The 24471-nt window shown below is 54.4% G+C and carries 21 protein-coding genes and 1 pseudogene; 6 read left to right on the top strand and 16 right to left on the bottom strand.

Annotated features, from left to right (window positions below):
- The 3 genes and pseudogenes from ACQKP4_RS19005 to kdpF form a co-directional block, all read right to left on the bottom strand.
- A pseudogene (locus ACQKP4_RS19005) lies at positions 1-509 on the bottom strand (potassium-transporting ATPase subunit B); the annotation flags it as partial.
- Between the two features lie 10 nt (positions 510-519).
- Positions 520-2214 (bottom strand): potassium-transporting ATPase subunit KdpA, encoded by a 1695-nt coding sequence (gene kdpA, locus ACQKP4_RS19000; RefSeq protein WP_427635185.1) that lies wholly within the window; start codon positions 2212-2214, stop codon positions 520-522.
- 8 nt (positions 2215-2222) lie between these two features.
- Entirely contained in the window at positions 2223-2312 is a 90-nt protein-coding gene (gene kdpF / locus ACQKP4_RS18995; RefSeq protein ID WP_007899818.1) for a K(+)-transporting ATPase subunit F, read from the bottom strand.
- A 285-nt stretch (positions 2313-2597) separates the two neighbouring features.
- Between kdpF and rfbB the strand changes: the two genes are divergently transcribed.
- From rfbB to ACQKP4_RS18970, 5 genes are all read left to right on the top strand, one after another.
- The gene (rfbB, locus tag ACQKP4_RS18990) at positions 2598-3680 is read left to right on the top strand and encodes a dTDP-glucose 4,6-dehydratase (RefSeq protein ID WP_427635184.1); all 1083 of its coding nucleotides are present in this window, start codon (positions 2598-2600) and stop codon (positions 3678-3680) included.
- A complete protein-coding gene (gene rfbA, locus ACQKP4_RS18985) occupies positions 3677-4552 on the top strand; it encodes a glucose-1-phosphate thymidylyltransferase RfbA (protein WP_427635183.1) in 876 nt (291 codons plus the stop codon). Before rfbB ends, rfbA begins: the two co-directional genes overlap by 4 nt.
- Before the next feature lie 172 nt (positions 4553-4724).
- Positions 4725-5594 (top strand): dTDP-4-dehydrorhamnose reductase, encoded by an 870-nt coding sequence (gene rfbD, locus ACQKP4_RS18980; RefSeq protein ID WP_427635182.1) that lies wholly within the window; start codon positions 4725-4727, stop codon positions 5592-5594.
- 214 nt (positions 5595-5808) lie between these two features.
- Positions 5809-7173 (top strand): ethanolamine permease, encoded by a 1365-nt coding sequence (gene eat / locus ACQKP4_RS18975; protein ID WP_427635181.1) that lies wholly within the window; start codon positions 5809-5811, stop codon positions 7171-7173.
- 124 nt (positions 7174-7297) lie between these two features.
- Complete coding sequence (locus ACQKP4_RS18970) at positions 7298-7465, top strand: DUF2897 family protein (protein WP_123406749.1); 168 nt, start codon at positions 7298-7300, stop codon at positions 7463-7465.
- Between the two features lie 48 nt (positions 7466-7513).
- Here the strand turns inward: ACQKP4_RS18970 and ACQKP4_RS18965 are convergent, their stop codons facing one another.
- A complete protein-coding gene (locus ACQKP4_RS18965; RefSeq protein WP_427635180.1) occupies positions 7514-8365 on the bottom strand; it encodes an urea carboxylase-associated family protein in 852 nt (283 codons plus the stop codon).
- A gap of 154 nt (positions 8366-8519) precedes the next feature.
- Here ACQKP4_RS18965 and ACQKP4_RS18960 point away from each other — a divergent pair, with 154 nt between their 5' ends.
- Positions 8520-9077 carry a TetR/AcrR family transcriptional regulator gene (locus ACQKP4_RS18960; RefSeq protein ID WP_427635179.1) on the top strand — a complete coding sequence of 186 codons (558 nt, stop codon included), beginning with the start codon at positions 8520-8522 and terminating at the stop codon, positions 9075-9077.
- Here the strand turns inward: ACQKP4_RS18960 and fabF are convergent.
- From fabF to ACQKP4_RS18900, 12 genes are all read right to left on the bottom strand, one after another.
- A complete protein-coding gene (fabF, locus tag ACQKP4_RS18955; RefSeq protein ID WP_427635178.1) occupies positions 9074-10348 on the bottom strand; it encodes a beta-ketoacyl-ACP synthase II in 1275 nt (424 codons plus the stop codon). The two genes, ACQKP4_RS18960 and fabF, sit on opposite strands and share 4 nt — an antisense overlap.
- 32 nt (positions 10349-10380) lie before the next feature.
- Positions 10381-11175, bottom strand: a complete 795-nt coding sequence (locus tag ACQKP4_RS18950) for an SDR family NAD(P)-dependent oxidoreductase (RefSeq protein ID WP_427635177.1) — start codon at positions 11173-11175, stop codon at positions 10381-10383.
- A gap of 206 nt (positions 11176-11381) precedes the next feature.
- Positions 11382-11717, bottom strand: coding sequence for a ComEA family DNA-binding protein (locus ACQKP4_RS18945; RefSeq protein WP_427635176.1), 336 nt, complete (start codon positions 11715-11717; stop codon positions 11382-11384).
- A gap of 112 nt (positions 11718-11829) precedes the next feature.
- On the bottom strand, positions 11830-13824 hold the full coding sequence (locus ACQKP4_RS18940; RefSeq protein WP_427635175.1) for a polysaccharide biosynthesis protein: 1995 nt from the start codon (positions 13822-13824) through the stop codon (positions 11830-11832).
- A gap of 342 nt (positions 13825-14166) precedes the next feature.
- Positions 14167-15393 carry a glycosyltransferase family 4 protein gene (locus ACQKP4_RS18935; RefSeq protein WP_427635174.1) on the bottom strand — a complete coding sequence of 409 codons (1227 nt, stop codon included), beginning with the start codon at positions 15391-15393 and terminating at the stop codon, positions 14167-14169.
- Positions 15390-16406, bottom strand: coding sequence for a glycosyltransferase (locus ACQKP4_RS18930; protein WP_427635173.1), 1017 nt, complete (start codon positions 16404-16406; stop codon positions 15390-15392). The genes ACQKP4_RS18935 and ACQKP4_RS18930 overlap by 4 nt, the downstream gene beginning before the upstream one ends.
- Positions 16407-16411: 5 nt before the next feature.
- Positions 16412-17434, bottom strand: coding sequence for a glycosyltransferase (locus tag ACQKP4_RS18925; RefSeq protein WP_427635172.1), 1023 nt, complete (start codon positions 17432-17434; stop codon positions 16412-16414).
- Positions 17435-17488: 54 nt separating this feature from the next.
- Complete coding sequence (locus tag ACQKP4_RS18920; RefSeq protein WP_427635171.1) at positions 17489-18490, bottom strand: lysylphosphatidylglycerol synthase transmembrane domain-containing protein; 1002 nt, start codon at positions 18488-18490, stop codon at positions 17489-17491.
- Between the two features lie 220 nt (positions 18491-18710).
- Positions 18711-21146 carry a hypothetical protein gene (locus ACQKP4_RS18915; protein WP_427635170.1) on the bottom strand — a complete coding sequence of 812 codons (2436 nt, stop codon included), beginning with the start codon at positions 21144-21146 and terminating at the stop codon, positions 18711-18713.
- A gap of 31 nt (positions 21147-21177) precedes the next feature.
- On the bottom strand, positions 21178-21981 hold the full coding sequence (locus ACQKP4_RS18910; RefSeq protein WP_427635169.1) for a glycosyltransferase family 2 protein: 804 nt from the start codon (positions 21979-21981) through the stop codon (positions 21178-21180).
- 53 nt (positions 21982-22034) lie between these two features.
- Positions 22035-23081: an acyltransferase gene (locus ACQKP4_RS18905; RefSeq protein ID WP_427635168.1), complete on the bottom strand. Its 1047-nt coding sequence runs from the start codon at positions 23079-23081 to the stop codon at positions 22035-22037.
- 7 nt (positions 23082-23088) lie between these two features.
- The gene (locus ACQKP4_RS18900; RefSeq protein ID WP_427635167.1) at positions 23089-24471 is read right to left on the bottom strand and encodes an ABC transporter ATP-binding protein; all 1383 of its coding nucleotides are present in this window, start codon (positions 24469-24471) and stop codon (positions 23089-23091) included.

The following is a 24471-nucleotide window of genomic DNA, read 5'->3' as shown; positions in this document are numbered from 1 at the left end:
ACCGGGGCGGATTCGCCGGTAATCGCCGCTTCGTTGACCGCCGCGATGCCTTCGATCACCTCGCCGTCGCTGGGGATCATTTCCCCGGCTTCGACGCGCACTACATCATCCTTACGCAGGCTGGTGGCGGGCACGACTTGAAAGGTGCCGTTCGACGTTTTGCGACGAGCACTCAAGCCCTCGCTGCCGGCCTTGAGGCTGTCAGCCCGCGCCTTGCCGCGACCTTCGGCCAAGGCTTCGGCGAAGTTGGCGAACAGCACGGTGAACCACAGCCACAGGGCGATTTGCGCGGCGACGAAAGTCGGTACCGCCGCATCGGGAATGAAGCACAACACAGTGGTCAGAATCGCGGTCAGTTCGACCACCAGCATCACCGGCGCACGCTGCAATTGCCGTGGGTCGAGTTTGACGAAGGCTTGCACCAGCGCCGGGCGCCACAGGGCCGAGATTGCGGTTTTCGGTTGTTCCGGCGCCTTGACGGCGGCCGGTTTGGTTGCGGGCATATTCATCATCAGCTCCTTAGAAGCCTAAGCTCAGATGTTCAGCGATTGGGCCCAACGCCAGGGTCGGCAGAAAGGTCAGGCCGCCCACCAGCAAAATGGTCACGGTCAGCAAGGTCACGAACAGCGGGCCGTGGGTCGGGAAGCTGTTCTGGCCGATCGGTGCGGTTTTCTTCATCGCCAGGCTGCCGGCCAACGCCAGAACCGGAAGGATGTAACCGAAGCGACCGATCAACATGCCAAGACCGAGCATCAGGTTGTGAAACGTGGTGTTGGCGCCGAAGCCGCCAAACGCCGAGCCGTTGTTGGCGCTGGCCGAGGTGTAGGCGTAGAGCAACTGACTGAAACCGTGCGCGCCGGGGTTGCTCACCGCCGCCACCGGGCCAGGCAGGCTGGCGGCAATCGCGCCCAGTACCAGCACGCCGACCGGCATCACCAGCAGCGTCACGACCAGCAATTGCACTTCCTTCGCTTGCAGCTTCTTGCCGAGGTATTCCGGGGTGCGACCGATCATCAGGCCGGCGAGGAACACCGCGATCAACACGTTGAGCAACATGCCGTAGAGCCCGGCGCCGACGCCGCCGAAGATCACTTCGCCGACCATCATGTTGACCAGCGCGACCATGCCGGTCAGCGGGTTAAGGCTGTCGTGCATGGCGTTGACCGAACCGTTGGACGCCGCCGTCGTCGTCACCGACCAGAGCACGGTGGCGGTGGTGCCGAAACGCGCTTCCTTGCCCTCCATCGGCGCGGTCTGTTCGACGGCGACGTTGTTCAGCGTCGGGTTCGGCTGATATTCAGCCCACAGCGAGGTCGCGCCGCCGATCAGGAACAGCGCGAACATGCAGGCCACAATCGCGCGGCTCTGACGCAGGTCTTTCACGTAGTGGCCGAAGGTGAACACCAGCGCGACCGGGATCAGGATGATCGACGCCATCTCGAACAGGTTGCTCCACGCCGTCGGGTTCTCGAACGGGTGCGCCGAGTTGACGCCGAAGAAACCACCGCCGTTGGTGCCCAGTTGCTTGATCGCAATCTGGCTGGCGGCCGGGCCGAGCGGGATCACCTGATCAACGCCCTGAATCGTCACTGCATTCACGTACTGCGCGAAGGTTTGCGGCACGCCCTGCCAGACCAGGTACAGCGCCAGCAGCAGGCACAGTGGCAGCAAGCCGTAGAGGGTGGCGCGGGTCATGTCGACCCAGAAGTTGCCCAAGGTCTTGGTCGACTTGCGACCGATACCACGGCACAGCGCCACCAATACCGCCAGGCCGGTGGCGGCGCTGACGAAGTTCTGCACGGTGAGGCCGACCATCTGGCTGAGGTAACTGAGCGATGCTTCGCCGCTGTAGGCCTGCCAGTTGGTGTTGGTCATGAAGCTGACGGCGGTGTTGAACGCCAGCGTCCACTCCTGACCCGGCAGGTGTTGCGGGTTGAGCGGCAGGTAATCCTGGAACATCAGGATCGCGAACAACAGGACGAAACCCGCAAGGTTGAAAGCGAGCAAGGCCAGGGTGTATTTCTGCCAGCTCTGTTCGGCCTGCGGATCGACGCCGGCCACTTTGTAACATCCGCGCTCGACCGGGCCGAGAATCGGAGTCAGCCAGGTGCGCTGCCCTTCCATCACCTTGTAGTAGAACCGCCCCAGAAACGGTGCCGGAATCAGCACCACCGCGAAGAAGGCGAGGATCAGCCAATAGTCATAACTGTGCATAGCCGCTCCTAGTTCCGGTCCGCGCGCAACAGCGCAACCAACAGATAAATGAACAGCCCCACTGCCAGTAGCAGTGACACTCCGTCCAGAACGCTCATGGAAGTTCTCCGTGTTACGGCGTATTGCCGCGTGTGCAGCCATTGTCGGCAGGGAGGCTGTAAAGGAACGAGACCGAGGGGGTTGGCAGGGCATAAAGAAAGCGTAAAGAGTGGGTTTATGGTGGCGTTACAGCGCAGGTTTGCTGTGTGCCGACAGGTCCTGGTGAGTTTCTTGATTGACTTCGTAAAAAATCGAATCGGATCAAACACCCTCTTGCACCACGTGCCTCCTGCCCACAAGCTATGCACACTCGCTTGACCGTCTTTCAGAAAAGGCTAACCAACATGCGTATTCTCATCACCGGTGGTGCCGGTTTCATTGGCTCAGCCCTGATTCGCCACTTGATTCGGCACACAGGGCATGACGTGCTCAACCTGGACAAACTGACCTACGCCGGCAATCTTGAATCGCTGACCAGCATTGCCACCGACACCCGCTACGAATTTGTACAAGCCGACATCGTCGATCAGGCCGCCGTGAGCGCGGTATTGAGCCGTTTCCAGCCGCAGGCAATCATGCACCTGGCCGCTGAATCCCACGTCGACCGTTCCATTGACGGTCCGTCGGATTTCATACAGACCAACATCGTCGGCACCTACAGCCTGCTTGAAGCGACTCGCGCCTACTGGCTAACGCTGGCCGAGACTGAAAAAAGCGCCTTCCGCTTCCATCACATCTCCACCGACGAGGTCTATGGCGACCTGCACGGCGTTGATGATCTGTTCACCGAAACCACGCCTTACGCGCCGAGCTCGCCCTATTCCGCCAGCAAAGCCGCGTCCGACCACCTGGTCCGAGCCTGGCAGCGCACCTATGGCCTGCCAGTGTTGTTGACCAATTGCTCGAACAACTACGGGCCGTTTCACTTCCCCGAAAAACTGATTCCGCTGGTGATCCTCAACGCCTTGGCCGGCAAGCCGCTGCCCGTGTATGGCAATGGCCAGCAAGTGCGCGACTGGCTATTCGTCGAAGACCACGCCCGGGCATTGCTCAAAGTCGTCACTGAAGGTGTGGTCGGCGAGACCTACAACATCGGCGGTCACAACGAACAGAAGAACATCGACGTGGTAAGGAGCATCTGCGAGCTGCTCGAGGAGTTGGCGCCGAACAAGCCACAAGGCGTTGCACGGTTCGCCGACCTGATCACCTTCGTCCAGGACCGTCCGGGCCACGACCTGCGTTATGCGATTGATGCCGGCAAGATCGAGCGCGAACTCGGCTGGATACCCGAAGAAACCTTCGAAAGCGGGCTGCGTAAAACCGTCCAGTGGTACCTGGACAATTTGCAATGGTGCCGCCGCGTTCAGGACGGCAGTTATCAAGGTGAGCGTCTGGGCGCCATCAACATCAAGGAGCTGCTCGCATGATGAAGGGAATCGTTTTGGCCGGTGGCTCGGGCACGCGCCTGCACCCGATCACGCTTGGCGTGTCCAAACAGCTGCTGCCGGTATACGACAAACCGATGATCTACTACCCGATCTCGGTGCTGATGCTGGCCGGGATCAAAGACATTTTGCTGATCTCCACGCCACAGGATCTGCCGCAGTACCGCAATCTGCTGGGCGACGGCAGCCAGTTCGGGGTCAATTTCAGCTACGCCGAACAACCGTCGCCGGACGGCCTGGCCCAGGCCTTTCTGATTGGCGAAGAATTTATCGGCGACGACCCGGTGTGCCTGATCCTCGGTGACAACATCTTCCACGGCCAGCACTTTGGCGACCAGTTGAAAAGCGCCGCGCAGCGCCCTGGCGGCGCCACCGTATTCGGCTACTGGGTCAAAGACCCGGAACGTTTTGGCGTGATTGATTTCGACAGCGAAGGTCGCGCCCTGTCGATTGAAGAAAAACCGAAAAAACCGAAATCCAGTTACGCAGTGACCGGCCTGTATTTCTACGACAACGACGTGATTGATATCGCCAAAGCGGTGAAGCCCTCAGCGCGCGGCGAACTGGAGATTACTGACGTCAACAATGCCTACCTCCAGCGTGGCGACTTGCAGGTCGAGCGGTTCGGTCGTGGTTTTGCCTGGCTTGATACCGGCACCCATGACAGCCTTCTTGAAGCCTCGCAGTACGTGCAGACCATCGAGCATCGGCAAGGACTGAAAGTCGCCTGCCTTGAAGAAATCGCCTACGAAAACGGCTGGATCAGCCGCGAGTTGTTGCTGGAACGCGCCAGCTATTTCGGCAAGACCGGATATGGCCAGTACCTCTTCATGCTTGCTGGTGAAACCCAATGAATGTGATTGAAAAACCTGTCTGCCCGGTGTGTTGATGCTCGCCCACAAAGTGTTCGGTGACGAACGCCGGGGTTGTCTACGACAGCATCAATGCCAAGGCTATTGAAGTAACGCACAAACCGTCGGCCAAGAACCTGGGCGGCAAACGATTGAAAGAGGCAGTTCTGTTCGCATGAAAATACTTATCAGCGGTGAGCACGGCCAGGTTTCACGGGAATTGCAACTGCGGTTGGCCACTGTCGGCGAGTTAGTGGTGCTGGGACGCGATCAGTTGAATCTGGCGCAACCGGAACAGATTCGCCAGCAAGTCCAGCGGGTTCGGCCCGACCTGATCATCAACGCCGCCGCTCATACCGCAGTCGATCAGGCAGAAAGTGAACCCGAACTGGCGTTTGCCATCAACGCTATCGGGCCTGGTGTCATGGCCGAAGAAGCATCGAAGCTGGGCATTCCGCTGATTCACTACTCCACCGACTACGTGTTTGACGGTCGCAAGAGCGCGCCTTACAACGAAGCCGATGCGACAAACCCGCTCAGTGTCTATGGTCAGAGCAAACTGGCTGGCGAACAGGCGATTACGCAGGTCCAGGGCCAACACCTGGTCCTGCGAACGAGCTGGGTTTACTCGACCCACGGCCGCAATTTCCTGCTAACCATGCAGCGCCTGCTGCAGGAAAAACCGGAAATGCGCATCGTCGCCGACCAGATCGGCGCCCCCACCTGGGCCGGTACGATCGCCAGCAGTACCGTAGCGCTAATAGAACGCTGGCAGGCAGGAGATGCCGGTGCCTGGGGCACTTATCACCTGACCGCTCAAGGTGAAACGTCCTGGTTCGGATTCGCTCAAGCGATTGGCGAGGCGTTGCGTGAACATGGAAAGTCGTGCTCAACCCTGCGGCCAATCCCGTCCATCGACTACCCGACACCGGCTGCCCGTCCGCTGAACTCGCGCCTGGATTGCAGCCGCCTGCAATGCGAATGGGGCGTCAGCCAAGCTGACTGGCAAACCGCATTTCGCGAGTGCATTGCCGGGCAAGCCTGACGAGGTCAGGCGTTTATTTATAAGTAAGCAGCGTGCGCGGGAAGACAGCACGACGGTCGACGGTGCGCCTAACCGGCGCACAAAACGCTGACATCCAGCGGCGAACATCCCCGATACGACGCCTTTTGTCGCTTTACGACTGCATTCACAACACTGGCACGACCACTGCACACACCCTCCCCCGAGCTTTCCAAACCGTTCAGGGAGCAAACGCATGAACACACAACTCAAACCCACGCTGGGCACCTTGCACCTGTGGGGCATTGCTGTCGGGCTGGTGATTTCCGGCGAATATTTTGGCTGGAGTTACGGCTGGGGCGTGGCGGGGACACTCGGTTTTCTGGTGACGTCCTTTATGGTCGCCACCATGTACACCTGCTTTATTTTCAGTTTCACCGAGCTGACCACCGCGATTCCCCATGCCGGCGGTCCCTTTGCCTACAGCCGCCGCGCGTTTGGCGAAAAAGGCGGATTGATCGCCGGCCTGGCGACGCTGATCGAATTCGTCTTCGCCCCGCCGGCGATTGCCTTGGCCATCGGCGCATACCTGAACGTGCAGTTTCCGGCACTGGACCCGAAACACGCTGCAGTCGGTGCCTACATTGTGTTCATGGGCCTGAACATCCTTGGCGTGAAACTGGCCGCCACCTTCGAGCTGATCGTCTGTGTTCTGGCCGTGGCCGAACTGCTGGTGTTCATGGGCGTGGTCGCCCCGGCGTTCAGCTTCAGTAACTTCGCATTGAATGGCTGGGCCGGTTCCGACGTGTTCGGCGCCCCGGCGATTGCCGGGATGTTCGCGGCAATCCCGTTTGCGATCTGGTTCTTCCTCGCCATCGAAGGCGCGGCCATGGCGGCCGAAGAAGCGAAAGACCCGAAACGCACGATTCCGAAGGCTTACATCAGCGGCATTCTGACCCTGGTGCTGCTTGCGATGGGCGTGATGTTCTTTGCCGGTGGCGTTGGCGACTGGCGCACCCTGTCGAACATCAACGACCCGCTGCCGCAAGCAATGAAAACAGTGGTCGGCGAAAGCTCGGGCTGGTTGCACATGCTGGTGTGGATCGGTCTGTTTGGGCTGGTGGCGAGTTTTCACGGGATCATCCTGGGTTACTCGCGTCAATTCTTCGCCCTCGCCCGGGCAGGTTATTTGCCGAAGTCCCTGGCCAAGTTGTCGCGTTTCCAGACCCCGCACCGGGCGATCATTGCCGGTGGCTTGATCGGTATCGCGGCGATCTACAGCGACGGCTTGATCAACCTCGGCGGCATGACGCTGACGGCTGCGATGATCACCATGGCCGTGTTCGGCGCCATCGTGATGTACATCATGAGCATGCTCAGCCTGTTCAAACTGCGTAAAACCGAGCCGAACCTGGAACGGACTTTCCGCGCGCCCTGCTATCCACTGGTGCCGATGATTGCGCTGGTGCTCGCGGTGGTGTGCCTGGTGGCGATGGCGTGGTTCAACACGTTGATCGGCTTGATCTTCCTCGGCTTCATGGCGGTCGGCTTCGTGTACTTCGTGCTCACGGCCCAATTGCGCGCGGATGCACCGGCCGATGCGATGTTGACCGGGCTGTAATCAGCGCAAGTGCTGCGCGGATATCAGGCATAGAATGGAACCACTGCGATTTTCCATCGCTCAAAGTGGTATGCACGATCGGCTGGCGAACTCCGCCAGCCGGCCTGCCCTCAAGGAGAGCCCTATGCCCTGGTATGCCTGGTTGATTCTGGTTGTTGCAATTGGCTCGATCGTTGGCGGTTTGATGATGCTGCGTGACACCGCCACCAAGGTCGACATGACCGAAGAGCAACGTAAACGCGTCGCCGAACGCAATGCGGAAATGGATGCCAAGGAAGCGCAGGACCGCTAGCGAAAAAACCCTGTCATTCCCACTGAATGACAGGGTTTTTTTTCGTTGCTACGGTTCCCAGTCGGCCTTGGCGATGTGCAGACCGTGCAGCCCTTTATAAGCGGCGCGCTCGGGCTGGCTCCAGCCTGTGAGCAATGAATCCTCCAAGCGATAAATCTCGACACCGAGCGGGCGACATACGCTGAGCGGGTCCTGCGCATCCGGTCCCCACATGGCCAGCGACAGATCGCCGCCCGGACACGTCGATAACGCACACAACAGGTCGATCTCGGCGAAAAACTCCAGGTAATCGCCCTTTTTTGCGGGGCAGGCTTTCATGAAGTACATGTCGTCGTGGTTCAGGCCCGTGCACTGGAAAATGTTCAGCACATCGTGCACATCGAACTCGGTCAGGCCATGGGGCAGCACGGCGCGGGTCAGGTTGGAGTGGCAGTGATGGTGGAAGTCTTCGCCGGTGAGCATTTTGTTCACATAAGGATCGCAGCGGGTACCGAGCAAATCGTGCAAGCGACCGCCATGTTCATCGATGCCATAACCGGCCAGGCTGTCATCGGTGATGGTCACCAACGGCCGCAAAAATGGCAGGTTTGACCAGAGTCGGTCATAAGTGCTGACATGCGCGCCCTGCAATTGCCGGGTCCGCGACGCCCACAGGCGTTCGCGCGGGTCGTTGGCATTCCAGACGTTGAAGTCACCCACTTGCGGGCCCACCGGCGTGGTTACGCGGAACACGTGCCCGGCCGGCACGTTCCAGGCGCGTCCGGTGCGGATCGGCACTTCGAACTGTTCAATCAGCGTGCGGCTCTCCTTTTTATCCCGAATCCGCTCGTAGAACGCTTTGTCCACCTGCAACGCAGAGCCTTTGCTGACCTGGTAGGCCGCTGGGTAGTCTTTGTACATGGCACGAATCCTCGATCTGTGACGGGAGAGTGACGCAAGTTGTGGCGACAGCTTAAGACCGAATCCGAAGTATCTGCATGCCTTTTAGAAGTAGAAGTACAGTCGCCATTCCATTTGCATTGGTTAAGATGGCGCATTGTTGCGGAGATTCGACATGCGTTATTCGCAGGACCATAAAGCCCAAACCCATCAACGCATCATCACGGAAGCTGCCGCGCGCTTTCGCCGCGACGGAATCAGCGCAACCGGCCTGCAACCGTTGATGAAAGCGCTGGGATTGACGCATGGTGGCTTTTATTCGCATTTCTCGTCCAAGGACGAACTGGTGGAAAAGGCGTTACAAGCCGCGGGCAAACAACTGGACGCGCATTGCGCGATGTTGTTCGCCGGAGAACGCCCTCTGGATGCCTTTATCGAGAGTTACCTGTCCGAGTGGCACCAGACCTCACCTCAGGAAGGTTGCCCACTGCCGACCATGTCCTCGGAACTGGGCCTGCGCGGGCAGCCCAGCCCGACCACCGACGCGGTGCTCAATGCCAGGCTTGAACAAGTAGAAGGCACATTGGAGGGGGCCGATGCGTCTGATCGCAGCATTGTCATCATGTCGACGTTGATCGGCGCATTGATGTTGTCGCGCAGTGTCGAGAACCCCGAGCTGGCCCAGCGGATTCTCGACGTCACTCGCCAACACCTCAAGCAATCAGCGGATTAATCCTGCCAGCGCTTGAACAGGACGCTGGCATTGACTCCACCGAAGCCGAAGCCGTTCGACAGTGCATATTCAATAGCCATCGGCCGCGCCTGACCATGAACAATGTCCACGCCTTGTGCGGCCGGATCCGGGTTTTCAAGATTGAGGGTGGGTGGCACGACCTGGTCGCGAATCGCCAACAGCGTGAAAATCGCCTCAATCCCGCCTGCCGCACCCAGCAAATGCCCGGTGGCCGACTTGGTCGACGTCACCGCAATCTTGTTGTCTGCCCCGAATAACGATTTGATTGCCGCCAACTCGCCAAGATCACCGACCGGCGTCGAGGTAGCGTGAGCATTGAGGTGCTGCACCTGATCCGCTGAAACGCCAGCCTGGGCGAGCGCCAGTGACATCGCCCGCCGAGCGCCGCTGCCATCTTCAGGCCCTGCGGTCAGATGATAGGCATCAGCGCTGGTGCCGTAACCGACCAGTTCGGCCAGCGGTTTTGCACCGCGTGCCAACGCATGTTCCAGTGACTCAATGACTAGAAGGCCGGCGCCCTCACCCATTACGAAACCGTCACGAGCGCTGTCGAAAGGACGCGAGGCCCGCTCGGGCGTTTCGTTGAAAGCGCTGGACAAGGCGCGAGCCGCCGCAAACCCGGCGAGACTGACACGATCAATCGCCGCCTCGGCGCCACCACAGACCACGATGTCGGCTTCGCCACTGCGAATCAATCTGGCCGCATCGCCAATCGCCTGAACACCCGCCGCACACGCCGTTACCGGTGCCCCCAAGGGACCTTTGAAACCATGCTGGATCGACACATGCCCGGCAGCAAGGTTGACCAGGAACGAAGGAATGGTGAACGGCGACAAACGGCGCGGACCGCGACTGTCCGTGGTACGCACGGCATCGGCGATGGCGCCGAAACCACCAATACCCGAGCCGATAATGGTTGCCGTTCGCTCCTGAGCGTTGGCGTCCTGCGCCTGCCAACCCGCTTGTTCAAGCGCCTGCCGGGCAGCCTCCATGGCAAACAGAATGAAGCGATCCATCTTCTTCTGTTCTTTGGGAGGCGTCGCGCGATCCGGATCGAAACCCGCTTCGGCGTCGTCCGTCAGATTTGGTACTACCCCGCCTACTTTCGCCGGCAGATCAGCAACCACCTCGTCAGGCAAATTTCTCAACCCTGAACGCCCGGTCAGCAGGCGCGCCCAGACCGCTTCAACACCACTACCCAACGGTGTTACCAGACCCATGCCCGTGACAACTATTCGACGATCGCTCATACCGCAAACACCTCAAGCCGATTAATGGCGCCTTACTTGTAACGCGCGGCGGCCTTGCTTCTGGAAAGATTCGGGGCCATCACCAGGCGAGCTTTTACAAAGTCGTCCCACTCGGATGCATTAGGCAACGATGGAATGGTGATCAGTTCGCCCTGATCGAGACCTGACAATGCGGCGTCGACCATTTCCCCGGCGTCCATGACCATGTCTTCCGGGATCTGGCTCGCATCGATACCCGAGCGTTCCCAGATCTCGGTGCGTGTGACGCCGGGCAACACGGCTTGAACCTTGACGCCGGTGCCGTCAAGTTCCGCGTTCAGGGACTGGGTCAGGCTCAGCACGTACGCCTTGCTCGCGCTGTATGTCGCGTTGAAGCGCTCAGGAAACAACGCCACCACGGATGCGATGTTGATAATCGAGCCCCGCCCTGCCTTGGCGAAACTGGCGGCAGCGGCAGAGGCTAAACGGGTAACGGTGGTCACGTTGAGTTGAATCAGCTTTTCAAGTCGATCCATGTCGGAATTCGCCAGTAGCCCATCGGCCGCAACCCCCGCGTTGTTGAGCAGCAAGCTGATACTCGAGTCACTGCGCAGCCGCTGTTCAATTTTCAGGACATCGTCTTTTTGTGTCAGATCAGCCTTGAGCACTTCGACCTGGACACCATGCTCGGCGCGCAACCGGCTTGCTGCCGCTTCGAGCCGTTCTTCGTCGCGAGCGACCAGCAACAAATCAAAACCGCGCGCCGCTAACCGCTCAGCGTAAATCGCACCGATTCCGGAAGAGGCACCGGTGACGAGGGCCGTACCTTGGGAGTGAGGGGAAGTCATAATTGCGCTCCAGGGAGATATTTGAGGGATGCGAGCGTCTGGATGTCAGTACGCTTCAGTGGGTGACCGAATTAATTATAGGCATAATCTAAGCGCAATATGATAGCCATAATTTTTCACTGGCCGATGAAAGGCCAACCGCAGCGATTGCCCGCAGAATGCAAAAAGGCCGGTCAATGACCGGCCTCTGGCGTTGAGCTACAAGCTTAGTTCACCTCAAGCTTTTCGCGGTTTTTGTCGAGAATCGCTTTGCCAATCCCTTTGACTTCGAGCAATTCGTCTACAGACGAAAACGGCCCATTACTCTCACGATAAGCAACAATCGCCTTGGCTTTCGCTTCGCCGATACCCGCCAGTTCGCGCTGCAGTGTCGGCGCATCAGCTTTATTGATATCGACCTTGCCCGCCTGTGGCTTTGGCGAAGCTTCCATGACCACCGGTGCGCTGCCAGCCTCAGGTTTCGCCGCAGGCGCGGCGATTGCAGCGATAGAAGCGCTGGTCAACAGGGCAAAAACAAGGGAATAGAAATAGCCAGTACGCATAAGTGAAGCTCCATAACATCAATTGAGAAAGCAGCTTTTCCGAAGCTGCCCTCCAAACTTAGGTCATGGTTGGTGCTTGTCAAAAATGTGTCTGTTGCAGGATGTGAAACAATCAGGGTTCGAGTCGGCGTTGCTGGTAGATCCAGTCGACGATGTCACCGTCGGGGGTGTAGCCACTAACGGTTTCGCGCAGGAGTTGGCGGACGCGGGAGTAGTCGTCCTGTTCAACGGCCATGAGCAAGTCTGCCAAGCGCCCTTTGAGAACGTCCCAAGGGAGGTGATCTTCGTTGGCACTCATGATCATCGGGTGCTGAGTAGCCGAGACGTTATCGCCGATCAGCAACTCTTCATAAAGCTTCTCACCTGGGCGCAGGCCGGTGAATTCTATGGAAATATCACCTTGCAGATTTTTCTCCGAACGGATGCTCAAACCCGACAAGTGGATCATCTTCTCTGCCAGTTCGAAAATTTTCACCGGCTCTCCCATGTCCAAGACGAACACATCACCACCCTGCCCCATGGAGCCAGCCTGGATGACCAATTGCGCGGCTTCGGGAATGGTCATGAAGTAACGAGTGATCTTCGGATGGGTAACCGTCAACGGACCGCCGGTCTTGATCTGGCGGTGGAACAGCGGGATGACTGAACCCGACGAGCCCAGCACATTGCCGAAACGAACCATGGTGAAACGGGTTTTGTTAACGCGTGACACATTAGCCTTGTCGCCGAACAAGACGGGGGCAATTTCGCGACTCAGGGCTTGAAGTGTCAACTCGGCGAGACGTTTGGTGCTGCCCATTACATTGGTGGGGCGAACAGCCTTGTCAGTGGAGATCAGCACAAAGTTGGAAACACCCGATTGCAATGCCGCCTGGGCCGTATTGAGCGTCCCGATTACATTGTTCAACACGCCTTCGGCGATGTTGTGCTCCACCATCGGAACATGCTTGTAAGCAGCAGCGTGGTAAACGGTGTCCACGCGCCAGGTCTTCATGACATCGAGAAGTTTGTGCTGATGACGGATTGAACCAAGAATCGGCAACAACTTGATCGATGCCGACTCACGACTCCCCCGCTGTTCCAGTTCCGAAAGAATGCTGTAAAGGTTGAACTCGCTGTGTTCGAAGAGCAGAAGCGTGGTCGGTCTTAACGAGAAGATCTGACGGCAAAGCTCTGAACCAATCGAACCGCCAGCCCCGGTGACCATGACCGTTTTGCCTTTGATACAACGTTCGAGCAAATCAGGTTGCGCCGGCACCGCGTCACGTCCCAGCAGGTCCGCGATGTCGACTTCCTGAATATCCTCGACCTTCACTCGACCGCTGGCCAGATCAGTGAAGTTAGGCACGCTGCGCACATGCAGCGGGTAACCTTCCAGCAAATTGAGAATTTCCCGGCGCCTGGCTCGTGTCGAAGAGGGCAGCGCCAGCAGAATTTCCTGCGCACCGGTCACGTCGATCATCTGCTGGATATGCTTGGGCTTGTAGACCTGCAGCCCGGAAATAGAGCGGTCGGCAATGCTGGAATCGTCATCGATAAACGCGACCGGACGCATGACCCGGCCCATCCGCATGGCTGCCACCAACTGATTGCCCGCCACACCGGCACCGTAGATCGCCACTTTGGTCAAACCGTCATCGCGACTGGTGAAGGGGACATGCTGCGCAGCAGTGAACCAGTCACCCATGAAGTACTGACGCATGCAAAGACGCAGGCCGCCAATGATCACCAGGCTGAGCCACCAGTAGTTGAAAATAATGGAACGCGGGACGACAGCCTCGTGGTTGCTGTACCAGTAAACGACCAGCGCCAGGATCAACGATGAGAGGCTGACCGCCTTGATAATGGCGACCAGGGCATCGTTGCCGAAATATCGCATGACCGCACGGTACATGCCGAATCGGATAAACAGGGGAATCGCGACAACCGGAGCACAGACAAAAAGCCAGAAATGGACTTTGAAAGGATTGATCATCTCGTCAATCCCCAAACGCACGATAAACGCCATCCACAGCGCCATCCAAACGAGAATGATGTCTGTCAGCACCTGAATCAACCGCTTCTGTCGACGCGGCAGTGCCAGCAAAAACATGCGCAGTTTATCCATATACCCCTGTTCCAATCTGCCTACTCCCTTGCTTGACCCGGTAAAACCCATTGTACGTAGGTAGGGTGTGCCATCACAGAAAAAAAACGACGAGAGGAGGCGTCAGCGACAGTGTATCGGGCCCCGTTGTGGCGGACGGTCGATAGCCATTTTGAATTTTGACGACTTAGACAACCATCCCGCTACCTGTTCAAGGTAGCTCACGCGCAGCGCACATGACAGGAACGCTCTGCTTTGAAAGCGTAGGTCGGTGAGATTTCAAGTCGCTGACTTCAGCAGAAAAGGGTCTTTTGGTTGATGCGGGGGGGAATCGCAAATGGCTGGAAGGCTGCTCCTGTGCATTCATCCCTGGTATTCATGAACAACGCTGTCGAAATGCTCAATCAACTGACTCACCCGAGCAGGCAGGTGAAAATGGCTAAGAAAATATGCTCTTCCACTCTCTCCCATCATTTCAAGCCGATTACGGTCGCTTCCGTATAACTCCAGTACTGCCTCAGCCAACTGCAAAGGGTTTTCCGCCGCACAATCAAGCCCGGCTTTAGCGTCCGCCAGTACCTGCGCCGTCTGACCGTTGCAACTGGCAATAATAGGTTTGCCGGCAGCCAGATAGCTTTGAAACTTGCTGGGCACCGTTGCCGCCAGAATCGGGTCATCGCGCAGGGTCAGCAGCAAAACGGAAGAAGCGTCGTAAATGCTCGTAATTTCCTCCGGCGAAACACGCCCGAGCAACTCGATATTGGACAAATGCTGGTCATGGATCATGTTCGCAATCGTGTTTTCCATGCTTCCGCTGCCGACTACAAAAAAACGAATATTTTCGTAGGCCTGTAAAATTCTGGCGGCTTCAACAATCGTCGTACACGACTGGGCTATCCCGATATTTCCAGCAAAAACCACGGAGAAGTGGCTTGATATGCGGCTGAGCGCCCTCCCCCCCAGATCATTCGCTCCGGTTGACTCCGTAGCCGAGTTGGGGAAAAACTTTATTTTCCCCCGATTGTTGGACAGGCGCTGGACCGAGTCACGAAACCCTTCGGATTGAATCAATATTGAATCCGAAAAACGGTAAATGTATCGGACAACGTACTCTATGATTTTAAGGACGTGGCGATTGTTAACAAAGTCGGTGGCCTGCAAGGACTCAGGCCAAATATCCTGAACCCATAAAACAAGCGGGGCTCGCTTGAGCCAAGACACAAAAATCGCAGGCATTGCCTGAAGCAAGGGTGAAGGTGCGTAGACGAAGACCACATCAAATTTGCGCCCACGCAGTGCCCATGGCCCCAGCAAATAACCCGACGCGATGAACGACAGGTAATTAAGTATCAGTCCCTTGGCCGAGCTTTTTCCTCTGGAACGCAATGGGAGCCTGATTATCTCGACACCTTCGCGCTGCTCAATCTGAACACCCAGGGCGCGGTAACCTGAGAAGATCTCACCATCGGGGTAGTTCGGTTTGCCAGTCAGCACAGTGACGTCTGCACCTTGCCTGCATAACTCAGCAACCACTTGGTTGATATGAAAGTTCTCTGGCCAGAAATATTGTGTCCATACCAGCACTTTCATCGCAATACTTCTCCCAGAAACGCCTCAGGACCGTGCATCGGTTGAGGGCATTCAGCTATACCGAGATGGCGCTTGACCGCCCGGGCGATAGAGACGTGAGAATGAGGGTTGAAGGTCTCAACCGGTTTGACAACGTCTCGAACGTAATCAAGTTCGGCAGCGATAATAGGTATATTTCGCTCATTGGCTTCAATCAATGGTAATCCCAGTGACTCGGTTGTAGAGGGATATATCAACGCCGCCGATTGGTTATACAACGCTGAGACCTGATCTGGAGTGAGCTGCCCAAGGTTAGATACGTTTAGCTGCCACTGCAGCGTCAGTTGCTCAATCAGCGTGCAAAGCGATGATCCCGACGGCACCGTCAGTGCCAGACTCGGACGTATCCCTTGTTCCGCCAACAGACACCACGCTTCCAAGAGTTTATGGTGGTTTTTGTGATGGTCTGCACTGGCAATGTAAACAAAATCAAAACGACTACCCTTCGACATACTGGCGCTGTGACCCGAAACAACGAATGGGCAGATAACGACGACTGCCTCCGGCCCCAGATATGTCTTGGCTTGCATCGCCATGGAAGGTGTCTGGACGATAAATTTTTTTACCCTGCGGGACAGCGCCTTGACCAACAGCCTTTCCACGGACAAACGAACTCTCGTCCTGAAAGGGTAGTCTTGCAGCGTGTCGTTGGTCAGAAGAATCCTGTTCTGCAAAAAAACGGTCACCTCACCCTTCAAGGGCAATAACGGTACTAAACCGTGAAAGCACAGCACAACATCCTGATGCGAAACCCGGCACCAAAGGCGTAACTCAGCCGCCAGTCTAGAGAGGAGTGTCGGGCGGACAAAGCGTCTTTCTCCTCGAGTAGGTGGCAAATGCCCTTTTGCGCGAATATCCAGGTGCTCAAAATCAATGCTCAACTCAGGCGCAGAATACAGCGCCTGCAGAAGCGTCAGCCCTCCACCGACGTGTACATTGGGAGCATGTAAAAACAGCTTTTTCTTAATATTCAAGGAAACTAACGGCCTCGATGGAAAGTCAGCATGCGAGCGACAAATCGGCGTATAGCCTGTCTGGCTTGAGGTGAAAATAATGTACGGGCAAGTCGCCTTGCGATCCTGACGCTGGAAGCGACCAATTGTGCGCCAAGAACCCGGACGAAAGAAGCTCCATACTTTCGAGCCATACCTGCGCAATATTCCGCTGCGCCATAAAACCCTCGCTGCCAAAGCCCTGATGCCAGTCGCAGATAGCTGGCGCCGATCTCCGAAGGCGTATTTCCGGGTACCTCAGAAGGCTCAATCGCCTTCACAAACCCCAAGTAAAGATTTCCCGCTTCTTCGAAAGCCAGGTCGGCGATCTTGTGCGTATCCTGATGTGCGTGGCTTCGAGCCCCCACCAGCACCTTGGGAATGTGAACAAAGCGATGGTCAACCGCCATACGAAACCAAAGCTCGTAGTCCTGTGTCGTTCGTAAACGCTCGTTGAAAAATCCTGCGGCATCGAACGCTGATCGTGGAATCAATAGACTGCAACCGTGTAATGCGCTCTCGGTAGTGATCCAGTAGCGAAAGTGCTCAGGGTGCACGCCAAGCATAATTACCGGTGTAGCGTTCGCCACACGGTTATCGGTGAAAATAGAATAGTCGGAGTAAACGATGGTTCGTGGAATCCCGTACGCCGACAGGAATGCGATCTGGGTGGCGATCTTCTCTTTGAAGTAAAGATCGTCGTGGCTGAGCCAGGAGAAATACTCACCTGACATTTCCTGTATTGCCAGATTCAATGCAGATGCAACACCGCCGTTCTCTTTCGACAGATAACGAATCGCACCACCAAACGACTGAGCTACACGTTCTGTTGCACCACCGTCATTGCTGCCGTCATTGACGACGATAATCTCAATAGCTTCGTAGGTTTGGGCAAGAGCACTGTGTATTGCGTCAGCCAGAAAGTTAGCACCGTTATACACGGGTATAACAATCGTAACCAACGGTTCAAAACTACCAGACACAGGATTTGCCTCGTGGGGAAAACTCATAACTGTTACCACCCTGCCCCTGCCCGACATAAAAAATAGTGCACGCAGGATTCATTACTGCGAACTCGTCTTTTTAGAAAATTTCGCGTTACTATAAAACAGCGAAACGATCATGCCGGGAATGTTAACGATCAACATGCCCACTCGAAAACCGAGATAAATCGTTGCAAAAGGAGCAACACGAGCTGAGAGTTCAACGCAAACTCTAGAGAACACGGACTCACCCACTCCGAGCCCACCAGGTGTAATAGGGATAACAGAGAACAGGTTGCCAAAAACACCAGCCATCGCAGTAACCTGTGGGTTTGCAGAGAATGGAAATATAGACGCAATCATTACCATGCCGACAATGACGATACCTGTCGCCAACACTGACAGCCCCCAACAAACAATCAAGGTCGGCCATGCGCGAAAATATATAAGAATGGTAACGCCAAAAGGATGCAGGTAATGACGAACTTTGGCAGGAAAATAATCGATTACCGAAAAACGTAAAGCGAAAAACATGCCGAGCATCGCGAGCACTACGCCAGCGACGGAAATACAAACAAGCAACTTCAGTAAACTGATATATTTAAGTACATCGGCGCCAAGTGCAAGGTCAGACTTAAGAAAAAAGGTTAGCATCGCGGCGATGGAAACCAGGCCTATCATCGCGAAAACACGATCAGTTACGATGGACAGTAACGCAGTGGATCTCCCGTTTTCCAACAGCCGAAAAATTTGCACTCCCTTAACTGCATCCCCCCCAGCAGCCCCGGGCAGCCAAGTAGAAAAGAAACTACCTATCAACTGAAGGTTTATAACAACTCCCAGTGGGATCTTGTTGCCTGCGGCTCGCAGTAATAACCACCAACGCAACCCACTGATTAAAATTCCAAAAAAAAGACAGGCTAACGCAGGGATAAAAAAATTCAGGTTTTTGAAAACGACCGATATCGAACCAAAATCCAGCTGACCGCTACTCAGAAGAAAGGAAATCAACACAGCAGCCAGAGCTATTTTGACAAATAATAAAATGTGGCCTTTTTTTATACAGCCCATAAAATCCAGCACTCAATTTTGACATTATAAAAAACGCAAGCGGAAGATTTGAAATCTACTACGAGAACAAGCCCCATCCTAATCACCTGTCGGACTTTACGGCCGAGTATAGATAAACCGGCTAGGTTTTTCATCTACAAAGTGATTTCTTAACACCGAGCCGTCGCCTGAGACACTTCAGGGGCATCGTCGGACGCTCAACCGAACTACCCCTCCCCTGATCAGGAGGCGCTCAGTGTACCAGGCCCAATCGCCGATGAACGAGTGGATCAAGATGCTTGCGTCGCGCGATCAAAATCATTAGCAGCAACAATGTAGACAACGATGCAGCAATTGCCCACGGCAAAGTCCTTAGCTGATACTCCATTCGTATAATATATTTACCTGCGGGTACTACCACCCCTCTAAACGCTTTATTCACTTTTATGATAGGCACTTTTTTCCCATTCAATACAGCAGTCCAATTAGCATGCCAGTTATCCGTCAGCACCACCAAAGATTCTTGTTCAACCTCACCCGAAATAACCACCTCGGCATTTCTATAAATATCTATAGAAGCAGGGACAAGGTGTTTCTGGTAATCTTCCGGCAATACCGCCTCTTCTCTGTCACCCCCAGCCATTGCCCTGACTGAAAAAGCGCGAGGGGCCAAACTTCTATTTTCGATAACGACAGTCGCTAAATCTCTATAAACTTCATCAAACCCCAGACCCTTGAGTTTTTCCTGATAAGCCGTATAACTCGAAGGCAGCAACAAATACTTAACGCCTATGAAATCAATTGACTTCCAGTCAAACGAATTTCTCTCGGGCAAGTCTCGAATCGAAATCAACGACGGAAATGAACCAAGGGGTGCACCGGGATGAGCACCCAGCCTTTGACTACTTTCCAGGTCTATGGATGAATAGAAGAAATCCCTATACGCGGGCAGCCCACCCTGATTAAGAGTAGTCATCTCCTGAATATTAAAGGCCGAGCCGAGTTCAGGATATAAGCCACTTTGCCCGAAATTCAACGTACGATAAAGTCCTATGTGGTTTTTTACGTACTGGAGTGCCGGTGGCATATTACTGAAGAGGTCATTTCTTTGAAATCGAATCATTTTTCCCGAGGCCAACAGCTCGGCAAACATTACGACGATAACAATCAATAGCAACGAATATGCAACCTGTGTATTGACCCACCATTTGTGGACTACCAAAAGCACACCGATCAATATCACTAGCATTACAATAGACATCAGCGCACCTATTTTGTAATCCAGTCGAGGCGGCTGAAGGCCGAACATACAATAAATCTTGACCAGCGCACATATTCCGATAAACATCAACACAACGCTTGGCCACATTCTAAAATTTTTTAACTGTAGATTATTAACGCCAACACCAACCAGGACAACCATTGGAAACATAATGACTGGCCACCAATACTGACTACCAATATTCCCAATAATTGGTAACTTCGAGAAAACCACCTGAATCCATATAGGATCGAACAAACGGACTATTACAAATGCACAGCTTGCCTGGCATAACACGACTAACCATTTAAACTGTGAAAAACGTTTTGCAATCGAACACCCAGCAAGGCCAATCGCTATAACTCCGCTATGAAATACAGTGTTACCCGTGAAAGACAAGCCCGCGCCCTCGAATGAAACGGCGTTAGGCTCTGCCGCATTATAGGACTCGAAAAAATGCGAAGAAGAAAAGAAAGATGCTACTGCGTTCGGAAACCTGAGACTCGAAAAATTTCTTTTAGAATAATCCTCAAGAGTACCAATGCTTCTCAAATTTTCCATTAACGGAAAGTAAAGAGGGGCCAACAATAGAACAGCCGCAAACAAACTCATTCCAAGCATCAAGATCAATGTCAGACTAAGCTTTATCGAATATCGACCACTTTGAACATGACCAATCAAACACCCGCCAACAATAATCCCGATCGCGATGAGCGACGTGATTGTCGTCGGCATAAAAGTGCAGGAAAAAAATAGTGCAAACGCAAGGACAGCCATACTCCAGCGAAACACTGAAGCACGCTCAATAAACATTAAGGCAGTATAAATGCATACGGGCACATAAAAATAACTTTGGGTTACATTTGAACCAAGATTGGCTGTAATGTATCCATTCAAAAGATAAAATACACCGGCCGCTGTTGCCGCTGCGGGGGAGAGCCCCAGAATTTCCCGCACAATGCGGTAAGTGAAAAATACGCCAAAATACAGCGCCATCAGAATGACGACATTGAAGACCAGCGAACCTCCACCCAGGATCGCATTGACCAGAGTCATCGCTGAAAACTTCTGGTCAACCAGCGCTTCAGGCCCTAAAGCACCTGCCGCCGAATATGGATTCCAATAAGGAGACTCACCCGTTTTAATAGCGTGCGCCATGAATTCGATCATGGGTTCCGATTGATAAATGGCACCACCATTATCATTGTACCCAGCCCACCACCCTATCGAATTAGGAATAGGGTAAAACGGCCGCAGAGGAATTCCACTAACTGCCGCATTTACCTGATCCGTTAACCGCAGACTGGCATGATTAAATACCACATCAGGAAAAGCGGCCAATATCAGGACAAGCGCTATCGCACAAGCCTCAAGGACTCGCCGACTTATTGTTAATCGTTTTAATAACGAGGCGATTAAATTAGGCACCAGACGTCCAATACATTATCCGCACACACCATCAGAACCAATAAACAAGTTTGGTTTTATGCAAAAAGGCTCGAACCAGACAATATCCGAAACCAAACCCTTCCTTGCGAAAAATAAATTTTGATACCCCTCGCTCACGGACGCCTTGTGCGCCCGCGATATATTTGACCTCCCCGCCCATAAGAATGGATTTGAAAGTAATTTCCGGGCTGATACTAAATCTGTTTTGGCTGAGTCCTAACCCTAACGTCTCTCTTCTTCGAAACATCTTGAACGCGTAAGTCGAGTCGGGAATGTAATGACCCACCGCGATCCGCACTCCGATTCGGAAGAAGAACTGAAAAAATTTGTATTTGAAGGGAATAGTACCGTCATCACCCTCCTGGATATAACGGGAGCATTGGGCTAGTACGGCGCCCCCTTCCATCTCGCGGTAAAGCGCGGGAATCAGGTGAATAGGATCAACCGCATCCGCAGAGACGAAAATGCAGTAGCGGCCAATACCATGCGCCGCACCGTACCGAACAACAGCACCGTAGCCACGACGATGCAGGGAGCGACTGATAACTCGAACAGGAAGTTGATCTCTGTTGGCATCCCCCCAGGTGGAGGCGAGACTGTAAGTCTCGTCATCACTTTTATCATCAACCACGATGACTTCAGTGGTGAATGCCTGGCCGGTGACCGCGGCTTTGACGCTGTCCAGAATGCCTACAATGTTTTCCGCCTCATTCAGGCAGGGGATAACAATAGTCAGGTCAATTGGATCCTCAACGGATGAAGCCGCCATTGGAAAGTTTTCAAGCGGTGAGTGAATCGATTCATTTATGGTCATTTTGCCCCCAAAATTGAACCCGTCCTCAGGTGGCTTCTATTAAAAATTAATAGCTACCCCACCAGTTTTGCTGAATACGGTATCAACCGGGTCAGTGCTGCCAGCACCAGACACACCGCAAACGTGGCCAAAGACAAGCTTAGAATCGATGTGACAGTCGACATCGACGCAAGGTTCAAGGTAAATCCGAACATCCCGGCCTTGATCAGGTCGATGACTAACAGGTGCATAAAATACACGGGGAAGACGATGCTGGACAAAAACGCCACTGGGCGGACTAGAACCGCGGTCACCCGGATTTTTCTGATCAGATGGAATGCGGCGCACGCAGCAATCAACACGTTCGGGCTGAAATACAGGAAGGCTGTCTCGTCGGGAATCGGTGACAGCGAATTGAGCCGCCAACTAATCAGAAACGTCACCAGGCTCGCCAAACAAAAAACCACGGCACTGCACCAAGCGGGAACCTTACTCAAAACATCCGAACGAATGATATAGAAGCCTAAGAGGAAGTAACCCGGCCAGTTCAAAAAGCCTGTGAGGGTCAAATGACTGAGGACATTGACCGGGAAATAAACGGTAACCGCATTAATCACGAACCAAACGCCGAAAAAATAGGCGGCCAATCGCTTACTGGCCAGTAGGGCCACCGAGATCGGTTGCAGAATCGGCAACAGGATATAAACACCAATGGTCATGTAGACAAACCACAGGTGATACATCACCGGCCCTTGCAAGGCTTGAAACAGTGCATTTGGAACATTCAGCGGCTTACCGGTCCAGTAGTTGATCCAGAAAACGTGCAACACACTCCAGAACGCGAGTGGGATCGCAACCTTCAGCACCCTGGACACAACTCCGCCCAGCCCTTTGGACATGTCTCGACCCAGCAGCAACGCCCCGGAAAGCATTGCAAACAGCGGTACTGAAACTCTCGAGATAGAATCGAGGGCATTGGCAACCAGAAAGCTATTCAACTCTATATTTCTATAGTCGTAGAAGATCGGTGCCGAAATATGGATGAGCAACACCCCAAACATCGCAATCAGTCGGCAAACATCCGCCCAGGCTAACCGCCCCGGATCTTGTTGTTGTGTCATGGTTGGGTCAGGCCTTAGAGGTAAGAATAATTTTGTCTAGCGGTGCTCCGACGATAACGCCGTCGATGCTTGAAGCGACTACTTTGAACAATACGGCGTCATGCATCCAGTGCAGTTGCACGTGCTCATGCAAAGTACCGTTGGCGATAGCGGCCACAATCGAATAGTCACCCACGGCCAGAATCGGCAATTTGAAATGGAATTCGGCGTCGATACGCTTGCCGGCAACAACTCTGACTGGTGACTCTTTGTAGGAGTGATAGGTGTTTCCACCTATTAAAGGCTGCCCCAATCGGTCCTTGATGATGAACCCGATAATAGGTAAATCCACATCGTGGATAGCTTTGGCTGAAACCTTTACAACAACTTCCGCACCACCTTCACACACCGTTAGCTGACGACCTTTGGCATTAGCGAAGCTGACTTTCTGTATTTCTGCGCCACCTGTCCCGAATGTCGAAGACTGAGGGTTGAAGCCGAAGCTCTCGATCTCTTGAGCCCCTTTGGAGATGGACTCATCATCGTGCATAACGATACGTTGCTCGATAACTTCATCGGCCGGTTCTTCTTCAACGATGTCCTCGACTTCTTCTTCGGCGTCTGCCTCAACGACTACCGCAGCAGCGCCCTCGGCACCGGTATGTTGCATGTAGAGCTGGGCAAAATACTTCTCACAGACATCTTTCGCGCTGCCGGCATCGCGAACAACCCCGCCTTCAAGCCAGATCGCATGATCGCAAAACGCAGTAACTGCCGCGAGATCGTGGCTGACGAAAAGAATCGTGCCCCGCTCCTGAAACTGTCTCAGGAAACGCATGCACTTCTGCGCGAAGAACGCATCACCCACCGACAGGGCTTCATCGATAATCAGAATATCGGCGTCGACATGAGCAATAACGGAGAACGCCAAGCGAGCCTGCATGCCACTGGAATAGGCTTTTACAGGCTGGTCGATAAAATCGCCCAGCTCCGAGAAATCAACAATTTTCTGGAACCGCTCTTCGATGCAGGACTTCTTCAACTCGAACAAGCTGGCGTACAGGTAGATATTTTCGCGGCCACTGAACTCGGGATTGAAGCCCGAACCCAGTTCCAGGACAGCGGCGACCTTCCCGTTGATTTTCACTGAGCCTTTAGTCGGCGTCAGGGTTCCGGTGAGCAGTTGCAACAGGGTACTTTTACCGGCCCCGTTGCGACCGATCACGCCCACTGACTGCCCCTTCAGAACTTCGAAGTTGACGTCTTTCAGTGCGAGGAAATCGCGATAATAATTACGCTTCCAGCCGAGAAAGATCTGTTTCAGGCGATCATGGGGTGCGTCATAGATGTGGTAGGCCTTTTCAAGACCAACCACTTCAATAACCGGCTGCGGTTTAACTTCTGTAGTCAT

The organism is Pseudomonas sp. NPDC086278, assembly GCF_050280905.1.
Taxonomy (GTDB): domain Bacteria; phylum Pseudomonadota; class Gammaproteobacteria; order Pseudomonadales; family Pseudomonadaceae; genus Aquipseudomonas.
Note: the sequence above shows the minus strand (reverse complement) of the source record. Positions and strands in the feature narration are given on the sequence as shown.